Origin of the sequence: Bacillus sp. F56 (genome assembly GCF_001748205.1) — a bacterium.
In the GTDB taxonomy this organism is placed as follows: Bacteria; Bacillota; Bacilli; order Bacillales; family Bacillaceae; genus Bacillus; species Bacillus stercoris.
On sequence record NZ_BDFC01000015.1, the window covers coordinates 17,345 to 32,715 of the forward strand.

Sequence of the window (15,371 nt, forward strand, 5' to 3'; positions counted from 1 at the left end):
CATTCCTCCTGGAGAATACGAGGATTCTCAGATTCATATATTCCCATCTTCGCCAGAAGAAATTTGATTTATACGAAAGCGTTATGAAATTTCTTGTTTGTTTTGAAAGATTGCCGGAACAGGAATGGATGCCCACTTCGGTGTATTGTGATCAATCCGGACGACAACAACAGTCATATCGTCCTCAATTTGGCCGGACCTTGTGCGGATGACTTCTTCCATAAGCAAATCGGCAATCTCCTGCGGGTCATTTGTTTTTAATCCTTTCATTTTACGCTTCATCCATAAGTCGTGATTTTCCACATGCTTAGGCCCCTCAAAAATGCCATCACTCATCATAATTAAGAGGTCACCCGCTTTTAGCTGTTCACTCACAACCTCCACATCGAATTCATTAATAATACCGATTGGCAGATTGCTCGCTTGAACTTTCATGACCTGGTCACCCCGTTTGATAAAGCTAGGCGTCGATCCAACCTTCAGAAATTTACAGCTGGCATCTTGAAGATCGATAATAGACAGGTCAAGCGTGGAATATATCTCATCAGTTGTCCTTAGGGACAATATACTGTTAATGGTTTTAATCGCTATTTTTTCATCAATTCCTGATTCAAGGATTTTTTCAAGAAGCTTAATCGTTTCATTGCTTTCAAAGTGCGCTCTTGCGCCATTGCCCATTCCGTCACTGATTGCCGCAGCATATTTTCTGGCTCCAAGCTCCATCATGCTGTAGCTGTCGCCGGAGACAAGGCCGCCGCCCTTCGCAGCGTGAGCCGCCCCTGTGGACACCCTGTATGATTTTGTTGACCCAAAGGCGACATGGCTGTATCCATTCGGATGCGGAGAGTGCTGTTCGGCTTTCACAAGAATTTGTTCTTCCAGAATGTCAGAAAGCATAGGGGCAATTATTTTTTCACTTTCTCCATGTCCGCTGAACGGAATGGTCATTTCAATATCGATATTTCCTTGTTCAAGGCTATAGATCTCCACATGCTGAATCTCAATTCCGAAATGCTGAAGTGCCTCTATGATTTGCTCTTCCTGCAGAAAATGCTGTTCTCGCTCTCTTTTTATTTCCCGAGAAAAGTCGGCCATGACCTCAGAAACGCCTAAAAGCTGTTCGGCAACAAGACGCCTGCTGTCCTGGACTTTTTTCTTGAGCGTCAAATGGGCATGATGATGTGCGAGCTCATCCTCAATCAGCTCTTCAACCTGCTTTGATTTAGAACAATGCTGATGAAACTCTTTTTTCAGCCTTCGGTTTGATGCATATTCTTTTTCTTCTGTTTCAAGCATAACTTGTTTCATTAAGTCATATGTTTTATCAAAGTTCTGTACCCAGCACCTGTTTTTCTTGTAACACGTCTGACAGGAATGCTCCGTGATTTTGCTTAAAAACAGATCCACTTCGCTGTCATCTGTCTGTTCGTCTGATGCTTGGTAAAAGGTTGCAAAGCTTTCAGACAGCGCGTGAAATACATTGGAGAACTGGTCTACCTTCTGAGCAGTGACATCTCGGATTTTTCTTGCGTATTGCTGCTGCTCTTGAAGATGCTCCACAGTTCCCGGAATATATCTCGCCACTTTCCTTGTAATAGATTGAGGTGTGAGCAAAAACAGGCCGACTGCGATTAGTGACTCATAGAGCGTTGTCATCAGACCGGCGGAGCCTTCACCATATAAAGATATAAGAAGCGACCCAACGATCAGGCCGATCGCCGCACCTGCTTTTTTCCCTTCCTTCAGCAAGCCGCCTAATAAACCGGAAAAAGCAAGCAGACTCATTTGATAGAGGTTTCCGATATTCGCCAAGCCAAGAATCAGGCCGGTCACGACGCCAACCGTACAGCCAATGCTTGCTCCGCCAATAAAGGAAAAACTCAATACAACATAGCGAGCCAATATATGTTCTGCCTGCATCCCTTGGTAGGACAAGCCGGCCAGTCCCGTTAACACAGAAGCAATCAGGATCATAAAGCATATGATTTCCTCTATTTTTAATGATTGTTTCACTTTTTTCACAGTGAAAACTGGAAGGCTCTGAAGGAAAATCAATGTTAAGATAAACGATAGTCCAGCCTCAACGACAGCCATTACATAATCATAGGTTGTAAATGCGCCATTTTGGGCATAAACAAACCCGGCTCTTGCTGCAGCCATGGAAAAGAACACGACAATCGGGAGTGCTTTTACACGATCGTCGGTAATGAAGGCGGCCACTTTAGAAAACACGAAGAATGCCAGCAATGCCGCTAGTATGAGCAATGAGTGCTTCGGAGATATAGTCAGCGCACCTGCAAGCACGGCCAAAACCGCATAAAACGCTTTGTCTCTTCTGATGAGAAGCATCGCTCCAAAGAAAGGAAGTGCGAAAGGAAGCACCTCGGATAATATGAAAGCTCGTCCAAGCAAAAATCCGATGACGACATAAATGAATCCTTTATAGAAAAACAGTGAATGCAAATGATGGGTCACCAGCTTCGTTCCCCTGTTAAAAAACGATTGGAGTTTTTCCAAAGCCTGTCCCGCCATTGGCCCGTTCACTCTTCTTTCTGCTTTTTCCATTCCTCTCATCTCCCACCTGTTATATTCGTTGCCTGTCATTATAGCGAATGCACAGATAGGATTTTGTCAAAAGAAGGTAACAATACCGAAGAAATCTTCGACGGTTTCTGCCTTGATATTCGTTTATCAAAAGAATTTCTGGAATGTTGTCTAAAAATGAAAAAAATCGGTTTCTGCAAGAGAAACCGATTTTTTAGGATGACCCGTACGGGATTCGAACCCGTGTTACCGCCGTGAAAGGGCGGTGTCTTAACCGCTTGACCAACGGGCCAAACAAATATGGTAGCGGCGGAGGGGATCGAACCCCCGACCTCACGGGTATGAACCGTACGCTCTAGCCAGCTGAGCTACACCGCCATATTGTTTTGTGCTTCTAAGCACAAGTTATATAATACAAAGGTTTGTCTCTTTCGTCAACAGAAACTTTAATGTTGTAATTTTCTGACTCTTGGAGAGGGTGAGGATAATAAAAAAGCATCCGTCGGGATGAACGGATGCTTCATTTATTTTATAGAAAGCAGCAAGTTATCCTCTTCTTGCTCCGCGCCCTCCACGTTTTGATTCCGTATTGCGTTTTAAAGATGACAAGCGATCTTCGCTGTCTTTTAAAAACTTATTCATTTTCTGTTCAAAAGATTCTTTCGGACGGAAATCATTTCTAGGTCTGGCTTGCGGACGGTCTTTAGCTTTTTTAATAGATAAACCAATTTTCCCGTCTTTTTCAACGTTGATGACTTTCACTTCAACTTGGTCGCCGACTTTTAAGTGGTCGTTAATGTCTTTGACATAATTATCAGCTACCTCACTAATGTGAACGAGACCGGTTGAGCCTCCAGGCAATTCAACAAATGCTCCAAAATTTGTAATACCTGTAATTTTCCCTTGCAACTTGCTGCCAACTTCAATCGACATAAAAAAAGTGCTCCTCCTTAGGCTTATAAAAAGATCGTTTGCTTAATTATACCTAAATAAAAATTTAAGTGTCAACAAGGCTACTTGCTCTTCTTCTCCACATTGAAGATAATTTCTCCGTCTCCAGACATGAATAAGTCCCTTCTGGCAAGCTCTGTGACGTAATCCTCATCCTTCAATTTGGATATTTCTTCTTTTAAATCCGCTTGTTTTGTCTTTAAATTTTTCAGTTCTTTTTCAAGCTGTTCTTTCTTTTCTTCTTTTGCGCTAAGGGAAGATGTTTGGGACCATACAGAGCTTGCCAGCACAATTGCAGTCAGGAATACTAGGGCGCCGAATACAGTCAACCGTCTGTACAGCCCTTTGCGTCTTCTTTTCTTCAGCTGATTCTGCCGTTCCACTTGTTCTTTATAGTCGTTTTGTATTTCAGTTATCGTTCGTTCCCTGGAAAAATTCAAACCAGACGGTCCTCCTTTCATCTCTTCAAAAAACTTGTGATGGTCGTTCTTATGGTTATCAATAGTTTCTTCTTCTTTTTAAGAAATCCTGCACCTTTTTCAAATAAACGTCTAAAAGTTAGACGCATTCTCACAGGAAGAAGTTTCAAACATTGTTTCACGATAAAACGGATCGGAAAACACAGAACCATGACTATTTTATAAAGACACAGCAGGAGAAAACCGATCAGGCGGTATGTTTTCTTGAATAAAAATGCCGCCATCCAGATGATCGCTCCGCATGTCCACACAATAGGACGAAATAACACGTGCTGAATGAGTTTTTTGAAGAATTGATAAACAGAAACAACAAGGTAAATGACGAATTTCAGTATTTTTATATAGATTCGTTTGCAAAGGCTCTGATACGTCGCAATGCCCAGCAGAACCGCTAAAAAGATGTAAATCCTGAATTCTCCCTCATTTACATGAAGCAAGACATAAAAGAAAAGCAGCCCTTGCACAATCCAGAAAAGAATATCATGAATAAATAATAGCCATCTGGCTGTTTTAGCACGAATGACAAAGAGCCGGTATGTATCAAGCGAAGCACCAAGCCAGAGACCCATACCGGCCATCGCCAGCATTGTATAGAATTGTGTCGTCAGCGTCATTTAAACAACTTGCTAAAAAATCCTTTAGCTTTATCCCCTTGTTGTTCGTCTAAGTACACTAAATCAAATACCCTGCCTTTAATAGAAACAATCCCTTTTTCCACATCTAGATTTTTCATCTGCAGGTTTTGGCCTCTGACGGAGAGCATTCCCATCACCGTTTCTAGCAGGAATTCTTCATTATCGAAGCTCTCCACATGCTTAACCCCAGAAATATCTAAATGCTTCCGGCCTTTCATTGTCACATCATGCTGTTCCGGAACAGACGAAGAACCTTTTTGATCATAATATGAATTCATCTATTCAGCCCCCATATCCTCGATACTTTTAGCACTATTACTGCATTGTATGAGGAGGGGGATTTTTTTAGAACAAGCCTATTCGCCGAGTTTTTCTTCTTTTAGAATCGTATACATGTTTGCAGCTTCTTCTTTTTTCGTTGTGTCTTTCAATTCATTAACTTGAACCGTTACAAGCTTTTGGCCGAAGCGGACCGTTAGTTCATCTCCCGGTTTTACGTCAGAACTTGCTTTCGCCTGGTTTCCGTTTATAGAGATTCGTCCTTGGTCAGCTACTTCCTTCGCTAGTGTACGTCGTTTGATCAGCCGTGATACTTTTAAAAATTTATCTAATCTCATATCTATGATCTCCTCTCAGTTTCTTTTGCTTCGTTCCACAGTTTGTCCATGTCCTCAAGAGACATATCAGCCAGCTCGATTCCCTTTTCCTTCGCTGTTTCTTCAATGTATGAGAACCGTCTCCGGAATTTGTCATTAGTCATAGTCAGCGCTTCCTCTGGCTCTATTTTGTAGAAGCGGGCTACATTCACCAGCGCGAACAAAATGTCGCCAAACTCGGCTTTAAGATTATGTTCATGAGGAGCTTCAGAAACCTCAGAATAAAATTCCTTCATTTCCTCACTTACCTTTTCCCAAATATCACTGACGTCTTCCCAGTCAAAACCGACCTTCGCTGCTTTTTTCTGCAATTTAGCTGCTTTCGAAAGAGCTGGAAGAGTCTTCGGTACGCTGTCTAATAACGATGATTCAGATGTGTTTTTTTCGGCCTTTTTTATATCTTCCCAATTTGCCAATACATCGTTCTCATCCTGAACCTTAACATCTTTAAACACATGGGGATGTCTTCGGACCATTTTTTCACTGATTCCTTTTATGACATCATCAATTGTGAAATAACCTTCATCTTCACCAATTTGCGCGTGAAGCAAGACCTGAAGCAAAACGTCGCCAAGCTCTTCGATCATATGGTCTGTGTCTTCTTCGTCAATTGCTTCGAGAAGCTCATAACATTCTTCAATCATGTACTGCTTTAATGACTGATGCGTCTGCTTTTTATCCCACGGACATCCATTAGGTCCGCGAAGCTCTCTGATGATGCTTCGGAACGTGGAGAATTCGTGATAAAGCAGCTTCTCTTCTTTAATCGGCGGAATATACACACTTGTTAAGTTATTCAAGGCGACATTGCGGTCCAGCTCAAATAATGGCACTGTCCTGATATCTTCGTCACGGCTGCCTGCTGCAGTCACGATCACGACCTCATAATCATCAGGCAGCTTCTCCATTAATGTCAGCTTCACTTCTGAGGCCGTCATTTGGTCGTAAACCTGACATATAATCAAATGATGGCTGAGCTCTAGCTCATCCGCGGATAATGTGCCGGCATCCACAAATTGAAAACCTTCAATCGGGTCGATTTGCAAGGCATTGAATGTGGCATCAAGGAAACTTTGTCCCCCTGCGACTTTCACTTGAACATTTTCCTTTTCCTGCCGCTCCGTCAGCAGCTGAACTGTTTTTTCTGCGACAAACGGGTGTCCCGGTACAGCATAAACCACGTCCTCACGCTGCGCCGCTTTAAAGAGGATGTCAGCAATTTCTTCATATACCGCCTCAAACTGATCATGCTTCTCATATATATCGTCAAAGTAACGGATGTTCTTCGTTTCTTTTTCAAGCTCCTCAATTAAAGGATGATCCTTGGTTCTGACATACAGCGTATCTGCCTTCGTCAGCAGCTTGTGTATACCAATTGTCAATTGGTCCATGTCTCCGGCACCAAGTCCGACGACAGTAATTTTACCCGCCATTTTGTTCTCTCCTTCTCACGAATTTGCTTAACTTGCTGCCGAATGGCACACTGTTCAGCTCTTCATCTGTAAATATTCCCAATCTCATCATACAATAAATAAACACCGCGCCACCAATAGCAACAGCAGAAAGACTCTCTATCACAGCCGATCCTCTTCCTGTTGCAGGAAGCAAGAAAGTCCAGAGACGCGTATACGCAAGCAAAACAGCTGACATCAAAAGAGCAGATCCAATAATCGGAATCAAAACACCTCTAAGCTTATCGAGCCATTCCTTTTGCCGAAGCTGATACAAGTTAAGGCCGGCGACAGCCGCAAAGGAAGCCGCTGTCGCAAGCGATGCACCTTCAATCCCATAGCGCGGAACCAAAAGGGTGTTTAACACCCATTTCACTGCAACACCCATGCCTACCGCTATCGCAGGAAAAACTGTGTACCCCGCGCCCTGTAAGACTGCTGCTGCCGTTACCGCCATAGATGCAAACAAAATAGAGCTGCTAAATATTTGTAACGCACCTGTCCCTTCTCCATTTTGAAACAGCATGATATTCACCGGCTTAAGAATGCAAATTAACCCAGCCGATGCGCCTGTACCGAGCACAAGGCACAGTTTCAAAGATGACGTGATTTTTTCTTTCATGATCTTCAGCTCTTTGTTTTTTACAGCCATAGAAATATACGGAACGAGTGACGTCGCAATGCTTATGGCAAACACTGAGCCGAGCTGCAGCAAGGGCTGTCCCCGATCATAAATTCCCTTTAGGCGTTTCGCTTCTTCGCTTGCCTCACCACCTGATAGCAAAGCATATAAATTCAAGGCATCAACAAGCTGGATAAACAAAAGCAGCAAACTGCTTACACAAATTGTAACCGAATATAACAGCAGTTTTTTCGTCAATTCTTTTGTTGTGATGTCACTTTCATTTTGTCTACCCGTTTGCTTGTCTCTTTTCATTTTGAACCAAAAAAATCCGAGTATTATCAATGCAACGAAACTTCCGGCAAGAGATCCGGAAGCTGCTGCCGCTCCCGCAGTATAAAGTGAGGCTCCTTTTTTGACGAGCCAAAATGATAATCCTAAGAGCACCGCAACTCGCAGAAACTGCTCTGTCATCTGTGATAGGGCCGAAGGGAGCATTTCGTGCCGCCCTTGAAAACCGCCTCTAAGCAACGCGACAAATGGGAACAACAGAAATGCATACGCGGTCACTTGAATTAACTCAGCGAGATGCGAATCCCCCATAAAGAGCGCGATGGGAACAGCACCCAAATATAAACAAAGAAATAATAACATACCGATTAAAGACAAAAACCACGCTGATATTTTTAATATAGTGTGATGATTTTTTTCGCTATAATCATTCATCAGTTTCGAAATAATGACCGGAAATCCTGATGTTGACAGCATAACCGCAATACCAAGAAAGGGATATACCTGCTGATATATATAGAATCCAACATCGCCGACAATGTTTTGAAACGGGACTCTGTAAACGGCGCTTAAAATTTTTGTGATGACGCCTGCCAGAATTAAAACAAATGCCCCCTGCCAAACCCAATGCCGTTTAACGCCTATTGAATCGTCCATCCAAAAGCTCCTTCCCAACGTCAAGGGCAATACGGTTCACGTATTACCGCGGCACAAATAAAAACGAGGTTATTATACCATATCCCAACCCTTGGAATCCTATTTCGGCACGCATGAAAAAGAACAGCGTCCCAAAGGAGAGCTGTTCTTTTCATACCTATTTTCGATAAAAGGAATAAGACCTACTGTTCCATTTGACGAGCCAAAAATCCAGCTGCTGTTTCAACGGCTTTATGCTCTACTTCGCCCATTGATTGATCTTTTGAAAAAATCACCACAGCACCTATCGGATCGCCATTCGCCACTATTGGGCCGACAGTATAAGAATTCATGTCCTCATCTATGCCATTCACAAGCTGCACTGATTTCGCATCACTCTCAAGCACAGAGCTGCGCTGATCCATTATTCTTTCCAGCATTTCGCTGATTGACTTGTTTAAGTAATCTTTTTTGGAGCTGCCAGACACGGCAATATATACATCACGATCACAAATCAGCACTGAATGGCCGAGACTGTCGTAAAGCGCGTCTGCATACTCTTTTGCAAAGTCTCCAAGCTCACTGATCGGAGAGTACTTTTTCAAAATCACTTCTCCGTCACGATCCACAAAAATCTCAAGCGGATCGCCTTCCCTGATTCTCAGAGTTCTTCGAATTTCTTTAGGAATCACGACCCGACCTAAGTCATCAATACGACGTACGATACCGGTTGCTTTCATCTCTGGTGCCTCTCTTTCATTTGATGGTATATATGTGGGAAAGACCTAAAGCAGTTACTTTATGTACCTTCCGCCTCGCTTGAAATTAGTATCCGTCACATCAAATGTAATATACACCAGAGAGTAACAAAATTTACGTTGATGAAATGGTTTGCTTTTTCACATTTTTTAAGCCCTTCAGCATGCCCAGCACGGTGTCGAGCCACTCATCGGCACTACGGCCTTTCGTCTGTATGGAGATTTTGAGTTTTTTCCCTTCCATTCCCAGTCCGATTTGTCTGCCATATTGATTGCCAAGCTCAAACAGCTTCTGTCCGTCAATTTCAGCACTTGCTTCTTCAGAGATCGTCAATCTGACAGCGTCTTTATCCTGCTTAATCAGCTCGACACGTTCCTGTCTCGCATAAACCTTCATTTCTGCAACAGTGAACAAGTATTCGACTTCTTTTGGATAGTTTCCAAAGCGGTCGATCATTTCATCCTGAAGCTCATTCTTCTCTTCGATTGTCGCCACAGACCTAAAGCGTTTATACATATCAATTTTCTGTTTGCCGTCTTGAATATATGTTTCTGGAATATACGCATCAAGCTCGACATCAATTTCTGTTTCAAACTGCTCTGTCTTCGCTGTGTCTCCTTTACGTTCTTCAATGGCCTCTTTCAACATTTGGGAATAGAGGTCAAATCCGACCGAATCGATGAAGCCATGCTGCTGGGCGCCAAGAAGATTCCCGGCTCCGCGAATGGTTAAGTCACGCATTGCGATTTTAAAACCGGAACCTAGCTCTGTGAATTCTTTAATGGCCTGCAGCCTTTTTTCAGCTACTTCTGTCAGCACTTTATCCCGACGGTACGTGAAGTACGCATATGCCACACGGTTAGAACGGCCGACACGCCCCCGCAGCTGGTAAAGCTGAGAAAGCCCCATCTTGTCGGCGTCAAATACGATCAGCGTATTGACGTTCGGGATGTCCACACCTGTTTCAATAATGGTTGTACTGACGAGAACGTCTGATTCTCCTTCAAGGAAACTCAGCATAACGGTTTCTAATTCATTTTCTGTCATTTTTCCGTGGGCGTACGTCACCTTTGCGTCCGGGACAAGCATTGAGATCTCATCCGCTTTCCGCTCGATGTCCTCTACCCGGTTGTACAAGAAATAGACCTGGCCCCCGCGTGCAAGCTCACGTTCAATTGCCTCTCTGACAAGAGCGCCATTGTATTCCACAACATACGTCTGTACGGGGAAGCGGTTTTCCGGCGGAGTTTCGATGACTGAAAGATCCCTTACGCCAAGCATAGACATATGCAGCGTACGCGGAATCGGCGTTGCTGTTAGCGTTAAAACATCAACATTGGCTTTAATTTGCTTGATCTTTTCTTTATGGGTTACACCGAAACGCTGCTCTTCATCAATGATGAGGAGCCCTAAGTCTTTATACACGACATCTTTTGATAGCAGCCGATGCGTCCCGATGACGATATCAACCGTCCCGTTTTTCAATCCTTTGATTGTTTCGTTTGCTTCTTTTCTTGTTCTGAACCTGCTGAGAAGGCCGATATTAATCGGATAGTCCTGGAAGCGCTCTTTAATGGTTTCATAGTGCTGCTGTGCCAAAATGGTTGTCGGGACGAGCAGAGCTACCTGCTTTCCGTCGCCGATCGCCTTAAAAGCGGCACGTATGGCAACCTCTGTTTTACCGTAGCCCACATCTCCGCACAGCAAGCGGTCCATCGGACGTTCTCTTTCCATGTCTTTTTTGATTTCGTGAATCGAACGGAGCTGATCCTCAGTCTCTTGATAAGGGAAAGCTGATTCGAATTCACGCTGCATCTCATGGTCAGGAGAAAACGCGTATCCCTTGCTCGCTTCTCTTTCGGCATAGAGCTTAATTAAGTCATCAGCAATATCCTGAACGGATGTCTCTACTTTTTTCTTAACCCGTTTCCATTCGCTTCCGCCTAATTTATACAGCTTCGGCTCTTTTCCTTCGGAGCCGACATATTTTTGCACCTGATCAATTTGTTCTACAGGGACGTAAAGTTTGTCACTTCCCTGATAATGAATATTTAAATAGTCTTTATGAATTCCGTTGATTTCAAGGGTTTCAATTCCCAGGTATTTTCCGATCCCGTGATTAATATGAACGACATAATCACCAATTTGAAGCTCAGAATAGCTCTTGATGCGCTCTGCATTGGTAAGCTTCTGTTTTCGCGGCTTCTTTTTCACACGGTTTTTGAACAGTTCTTCTTCCGTAATAACGGCAAGCTTCATTAATGGCAGCTCAAATCCCGATTGGAGCTCGCCTTCCATGATATAGACCTGTCCCTGAACAAGCGCTTTTTTGCTGTCTGTCACGGCGGCCTCGATATCATAATCAGCCAGAACAGATGACAATTTCTGTGTACGTTCCTTGTTTGCTCCTAAGAACACAACAGTGAAATTTGATTTTTTAAAACGCTCCATTTCACCCGCGAGCACATTCATTTGCCCATGGAAACTCTGCATTTGCCGGCCTGACACATTGACGATATTTTGCGGACTCGTATGCTGTACATGCCGCAAAAATAAAGAATAGTACAGCAGAGGCCGTTTTTGCTCAGCCACTATTTTTTGGAAGCTGAATGACAAACGAATGTCATGCAAAATCTTGCCTTCCTCAAGAAGATTTGTTATAAACTCCGCTTCTTCTTTTTGAAGCTGTTCTTCCATCTCATGAATCCGGCTGACTTCATCCAAAATCAGAAGTGTATTTTCAGGTGTATAATCTAGTAAACTAGCAGGCTTTTCATAGAAATATGAGAGATACTTCACGAGCTCCTGATCTGTCTGGCCTTCAGACAAGCGTTCTTTATCGTGAGAAATATTCGCATGAAGTATTTCTTTTTGCTTGTCAGCCTTTAATTTTTTCAAGCTCGCAGCAAGACCGCTATCGATTTTCTCCATCGCCCGCGCTTTTTCTTCCGGTCTGATAATTAATTCCTTCGCGGGACCGATATTGATCGAAGTAAGGGTCTCAATTGACCGCTGATCATCTGAGTTAAAGCTGCGGATTGAATCGACTTCAGTGTCAAAAAGTTCAATTCTCACCGGATTTTCTGAAGTCAGCGGATAAATATCAATGATTCCTCCGCGAATACTGAATTCTCCGGGTGCAGATACCATATCAGACCGTTCATACCCGATCTCCACCAGCCGTGACGCTAGCTGGTCAGGTTCGATATCATGACCCACTTGAATGAGCATCTGGCTGCTTTTCCACACCTCTACAGGCGGCAGCATTCTTCTGATGGCAGCTACAGGAGCAACGACAATCGGCGCTTCTCCATTCGTTAATCTATTAATGACATCTAATCGCTGCGCCCGCAATTCAGGGCTTGCCACTGCGATTTCTGATGAAATGAGTTCATTGACGGGGTACAAAAGGACAGACCGATCCTCTAGAAGTGAAGTCAGATCATCTGTTACTTTCTGGGCTTGATATAAGTTATGGGTGATGAGAAAGATAGGCTTATTCGTTTCATTAGCCAGGGCAGAAGTAAAAACAGAACGCGCGGAACCCGACAGACCCGCGAGCAGTTGTTCCTTCAGGCCCTCGTGTAAACCGTTGATGATGGATTTAAAGTCATCGCTTTCTTTTATAAAGGTTTGAATGTTGTCCATATGGCCCCTCCTCTCTGTTTCCTGTGAGAACAGAAAAACGCTTTGGTCTAGTGTCTACACCAAAGCTTTTTATTGAATAAATGTGTGATATTCGTGGTAATGCGGATTTCGGTCAAGCGCCTCTTGGCAGTCTTCACATATCGTCAAAACATGGACATCTCCATTTTCTTTATAAGAAATCATATCGTTTCTTTCCTCATTTGTTAAGTGCTGAAATCCAAGTGAGTCTGTCGATACCATTGAAGATTCGAGACTGCCTACTTTCACTCCGCAATGACGACAATAATAATGCAAAGCCATACAAGGGACCTCCTGATGAAAAAGTCATTTTGGTGTAGTATGGACTTTGTTGTTTCATTTTATACCTTTGCGTTAAATTCGTTCATGACTTCTAAAAACGGTTTACTCAGAGAAGCCTCACAAGCCTTCACAGATTTATCAACCGCTTCCCCGATCTCAGGTGCCTCCTCCTTTGTAAAGGAGCCTAACACATAATCAACGACCTTCATGCCGTTTACAGGCCGGCCGATTCCGATGCGGATACGGTCAAACTCGGATGTTCCAAGATGCTGGATCAGTGATTTGATGCCGTTGTGCCCTCCGGCGCTTCCTTTCGTTCTTAACCGAATCTTGCCAGTCGGAAGGTCAAGATCGTCGTAAATGACTGTCAAATCTTCGTTATCCACATCATAGTAATCCATTAAAGGCCGCAAACATTCTCCTGATAAATTCATATATGTAAGCGGTTTAACAAGTAGAACCTTTTTGCCGGAAACAAATCCGGTTCCGTATAATCCGTTAAATTTATTTTGATTCAGCTCTATATTCCATTCCTTTGCAAGCTGATCTATCACCATAAATCCGACATTATGCCGTGTATTTTCATAGTTCTTCCCCGGGTTTCCGAGACCGGCAATCACAAGCATGGCGAATCCTCCCTTAGTCACAAAACTCCCGTCTTCATAAACGGGCTATAATTCTTCTCATTCTAGCACAAAAGACGTAACCGCGGGAGGGTTACGCCTTAAGCTATTATTGTTCTTTGTTTTCACCTTCAGGCTGAGCATCTGCAGATTCCTCTTCATCGATCTCAGCTGCTTCCTGCTGCTGCGGAGGAAGGATAGAAGCCACGACCTCATCTGATTCATGATGAAAGGAGTAGTCACCGCCAGCAGGCAAATCCGCGATCGTCAGTACTTCATTTACATCGAGATTAGAAATATCAGCCTCAATCGTTTGCGGAATGGCTTTTGGCTTAGCCTTTACAGTAAGTGCATATAGCGGCTGCTGCAATACGCCTCCGTTTTTCACACCAATGGCTTCTCCGGTCAGATGAATCGGAACTTCCACTTCAATGTCCTCACTCATATTGACTACTTGAAAATCAGCATGAGTGATTTCATTTTTCAGCGGGTCCGTTTGCAGGTCTGTCACCATGACAGAGTGTTTTTCTCCGCTGACCTCAAGCGTAATGACTGCATTTTTGCCTTCGTCCCTCAGCGTTTTGATCAGCTCCACACTGTCTAATGACACTGGTTTGTTGCCAGTATCCTTCCCATATATGATACCTGGAACATGTCCTGAAGTACGGATATTCCGAAGAGATGAACGAGTAAAGTCCGTTCTTTCTTTTGCCGTTAAAGTTGCCATATTCAGCACCATCCTATTATCGTTTTAATTGTCCTATTACAAACAATACCCATAACGATTAGGATTTAAACCTCAAAAAACGGTTTAGCTGAACAGATAGCTGACTGATTGTTGCTCATGAACGCGAATAATCGCCTCAGCCAGAAGCGGTCCGACTGAAAGCTGCTTAAAGCGTTCAATTTTCTTTTCTTCAGGAAGCTTGATGCTGTTTGTCACAACGAGCTCTTTAATTGTTGAATTATTAATTCGTTCAACCGCAGGGCCTGATAGTACAGGGTGTGTACAGCATGCATATACTTCTTTCGCTCCGTTTTCTACGAGCGCATTAGCAGCAAGTGTAATCGTACCTGCAGTATCAATAATGTCATCGATGAGGATAGCAGTCTTCCCTTCGATATTACCTACAATATTCATAACTTCCGCCACGTTTGGACGCGGACGGCGTTTATCGATAATCGCAATCGGCGCTTTTAGTCGGTCAGCCAGTTTGCGGGCACGTGTCACACCGCCGTGGTCTGGTGAAACAATGACGATATCTTCAAGGTTTTTTCCTTCAAAATATTCTCCTAAAATCGGAACACCCATTAAGTGGTCAATCGGTATATCAAAGAATCCTTGAATTTGCGGCGCATGCAGGTCGAGTGCAATCACACGAGTCGCACCAGCTGTTTCAAGCAGGTTAGCGAAAAGTTTAGCTGTGATTGGCTCACGGGATCTTGCTTTTCTGTCTTGACGCGCATAACCGTAATAAGGAATAACAATGTTAATCGTTTTTGCAGAAGCGCGTTTTAACGCATCTACCATAATCAGCAGTTCCATAATATGCTCGTTAACGGGGTCACTTGTAGACTGGATGATGTAACAATCACATCCGCGAATACTTTCTTCGATATTAATTTGGACTTCCCCGTCACTAAATCTTGTGACAGAACATTTCCCTAATTGAACTCCAACTATATCTGCGATTTCTTTTGCAAGCTCTGGATTCGAATTCAAAGAAAAAATCTTTAAATTCTTATCTCCGTATTGATTAGACATGGATAAACCTC

The 15,371-nt window shown here is 43.4% G+C and carries 14 protein-coding genes and 2 tRNA genes; all 16 read right to left on the reverse strand.

All coding sequences use genetic code 11. The features are described from left to right. Positions 1–81: 81 nt before the first annotated feature. The 16 genes from spoIIE to BFW96_RS20600 all read right to left on the reverse strand — a co-directional run bounded on the left by spoIIE (position 82) and on the right by BFW96_RS20600 (position 15,360). Positions 82–2,565, reverse strand: coding sequence for a stage II sporulation protein E (gene spoIIE, locus BFW96_RS20525; RefSeq protein WP_040081059.1), 2,484 nt, complete (start codon positions 2,563–2,565; stop codon positions 82–84). 199 nt (positions 2,566–2,764) lie between these two features. Next, positions 2,765–2,836 (reverse strand) — tRNA-Glu (locus BFW96_RS20530). Positions 2,837–2,845: 9 nt separating this feature from the next. Continuing rightward, positions 2,846–2,922, reverse strand: a tRNA-Met gene (locus tag BFW96_RS20535). A gap of 168 nt (positions 2,923–3,090) precedes the next feature. Continuing rightward, entirely contained in the window at positions 3,091–3,477 is a 387-nt protein-coding gene (locus tag BFW96_RS20540) for a S1 domain-containing RNA-binding protein (protein WP_003218379.1), read from the reverse strand. Positions 3,478–3,557: 80 nt separating this feature from the next. Beyond that, the gene (gene divIC / locus BFW96_RS20545; RefSeq protein WP_040081060.1) at positions 3,558–3,935 is read right to left on the reverse strand and encodes a cell division protein DivIC; all 378 of its coding nucleotides are present in this window, start codon (positions 3,933–3,935) and stop codon (positions 3,558–3,560) included. 17 nt (positions 3,936–3,952) lie between these two features. Beyond that, entirely contained in the window at positions 3,953–4,588 is a 636-nt protein-coding gene (gene yabQ / locus BFW96_RS20550; RefSeq protein WP_069840431.1) for a spore cortex biosynthesis protein YabQ, read from the reverse strand. Further along, a complete protein-coding gene (yabP, locus tag BFW96_RS20555) occupies positions 4,585–4,887 on the reverse strand; it encodes a sporulation protein YabP (protein ID WP_003226714.1) in 303 nt (100 codons plus the stop codon). Before yabP ends, yabQ begins: the two co-directional genes overlap by 4 nt. A gap of 78 nt (positions 4,888–4,965) precedes the next feature. Beyond that, entirely contained in the window at positions 4,966–5,226 is a 261-nt protein-coding gene (locus BFW96_RS20560) for an RNA-binding S4 domain-containing protein (RefSeq protein ID WP_003226716.1), read from the reverse strand. A 2-nt stretch (positions 5,227–5,228) separates the two neighbouring features. Next, positions 5,229–6,698: a bifunctional methyltransferase/pyrophosphohydrolase YabN gene (yabN, locus tag BFW96_RS20565; protein WP_069840432.1), complete on the reverse strand. Its 1,470-nt coding sequence runs from the start codon at positions 6,696–6,698 to the stop codon at positions 5,229–5,231. Then, positions 6,688–8,286, reverse strand: coding sequence for a putative polysaccharide biosynthesis protein (locus tag BFW96_RS20570; protein ID WP_069840433.1), 1,599 nt, complete (start codon positions 8,284–8,286; stop codon positions 6,688–6,690). The genes yabN and BFW96_RS20570 overlap by 11 nt, the downstream gene beginning before the upstream one ends. Positions 8,287–8,468: 182 nt before the next feature. Then, complete coding sequence (spoVT, locus tag BFW96_RS20575) at positions 8,469–9,005, reverse strand: stage V sporulation protein T (protein WP_014662490.1); 537 nt, start codon at positions 9,003–9,005, stop codon at positions 8,469–8,471. A 133-nt stretch (positions 9,006–9,138) separates the two neighbouring features. Further along, on the reverse strand, positions 9,139–12,672 hold the full coding sequence (mfd, locus tag BFW96_RS20580; RefSeq protein ID WP_069840434.1) for a transcription-repair coupling factor: 3,534 nt from the start codon (positions 12,670–12,672) through the stop codon (positions 9,139–9,141). A gap of 69 nt (positions 12,673–12,741) precedes the next feature. Beyond that, complete coding sequence (gene fin / locus BFW96_RS20585) at positions 12,742–12,972, reverse strand: anti-sigma-F factor Fin (protein WP_003243417.1); 231 nt, start codon at positions 12,970–12,972, stop codon at positions 12,742–12,744. 59 nt (positions 12,973–13,031) lie between these two features. Beyond that, positions 13,032–13,598 (reverse strand): aminoacyl-tRNA hydrolase, encoded by a 567-nt coding sequence (gene pth / locus BFW96_RS20590; protein WP_040081067.1) that lies wholly within the window; start codon positions 13,596–13,598, stop codon positions 13,032–13,034. A gap of 106 nt (positions 13,599–13,704) precedes the next feature. Next, positions 13,705–14,322 carry a 50S ribosomal protein L25/general stress protein Ctc gene (locus tag BFW96_RS20595; protein ID WP_041521232.1) on the reverse strand — a complete coding sequence of 206 codons (618 nt, stop codon included), beginning with the start codon at positions 14,320–14,322 and terminating at the stop codon, positions 13,705–13,707. 84 nt (positions 14,323–14,406) lie between these two features. Next, a complete protein-coding gene (locus BFW96_RS20600; protein WP_003218353.1) occupies positions 14,407–15,360 on the reverse strand; it encodes a ribose-phosphate diphosphokinase in 954 nt (317 codons plus the stop codon). Positions 15,361–15,371 lie beyond the last annotated feature (11 nt).

Bases quoted from the DNA above. Each gene is read 5' to 3' on its own strand.
- spoIIE (WP_040081059.1), bottom strand. From the start codon at position 2,565: ATGGAAAAAGCAGAAAGAAGAGTGAACGGGCCAATGGCGGGACAGGCT.
- BFW96_RS20540 (WP_003218379.1), bottom strand. From the start codon at position 3,477: ATGTCGATTGAAGTTGGCAGCAAGTTGCAAGGGAAAATTACAGGTATT.
- yabQ (WP_069840431.1), bottom strand. From the start codon at position 4,588: ATGACGCTGACGACACAATTCTATACAATGCTGGCGATGGCCGGTATG.
- yabP (WP_003226714.1), bottom strand. From the start codon at position 4,887: ATGAATTCATATTATGATCAAAAAGGTTCTTCGTCTGTTCCGGAACAG.
- BFW96_RS20560 (WP_003226716.1), bottom strand. From the start codon at position 5,226: ATGAGATTAGATAAATTTTTAAAAGTATCACGGCTGATCAAACGACGT.
- yabN (WP_069840432.1), bottom strand. From the start codon at position 6,698: ATGGCGGGTAAAATTACTGTCGTCGGACTTGGTGCCGGAGACATGGAC.
- BFW96_RS20570 (WP_069840433.1), bottom strand. From the start codon at position 8,286: ATGGACGATTCAATAGGCGTTAAACGGCATTGGGTTTGGCAGGGGGCA.
- spoVT (WP_014662490.1), bottom strand. From the start codon at position 9,005: ATGAAAGCAACCGGTATCGTACGTCGTATTGATGACTTAGGTCGGGTC.
- mfd (WP_069840434.1), bottom strand. From the start codon at position 12,672: ATGGACAACATTCAAACCTTTATAAAAGAAAGCGATGACTTTAAATCC.
- fin (WP_003243417.1), bottom strand. From the start codon at position 12,972: ATGGCTTTGCATTATTATTGTCGTCATTGCGGAGTGAAAGTAGGCAGT.
- pth (WP_040081067.1), bottom strand. From the start codon at position 13,598: ATGCTTGTGATTGCCGGTCTCGGAAACCCGGGGAAGAACTATGAAAAT.
- BFW96_RS20595 (WP_041521232.1), bottom strand. From the start codon at position 14,322: ATGGCAACTTTAACGGCAAAAGAAAGAACGGACTTTACTCGTTCATCT.
- BFW96_RS20600 (WP_003218353.1), bottom strand. From the start codon at position 15,360: ATGTCTAATCAATACGGAGATAAGAATTTAAAGATTTTTTCTTTGAAT.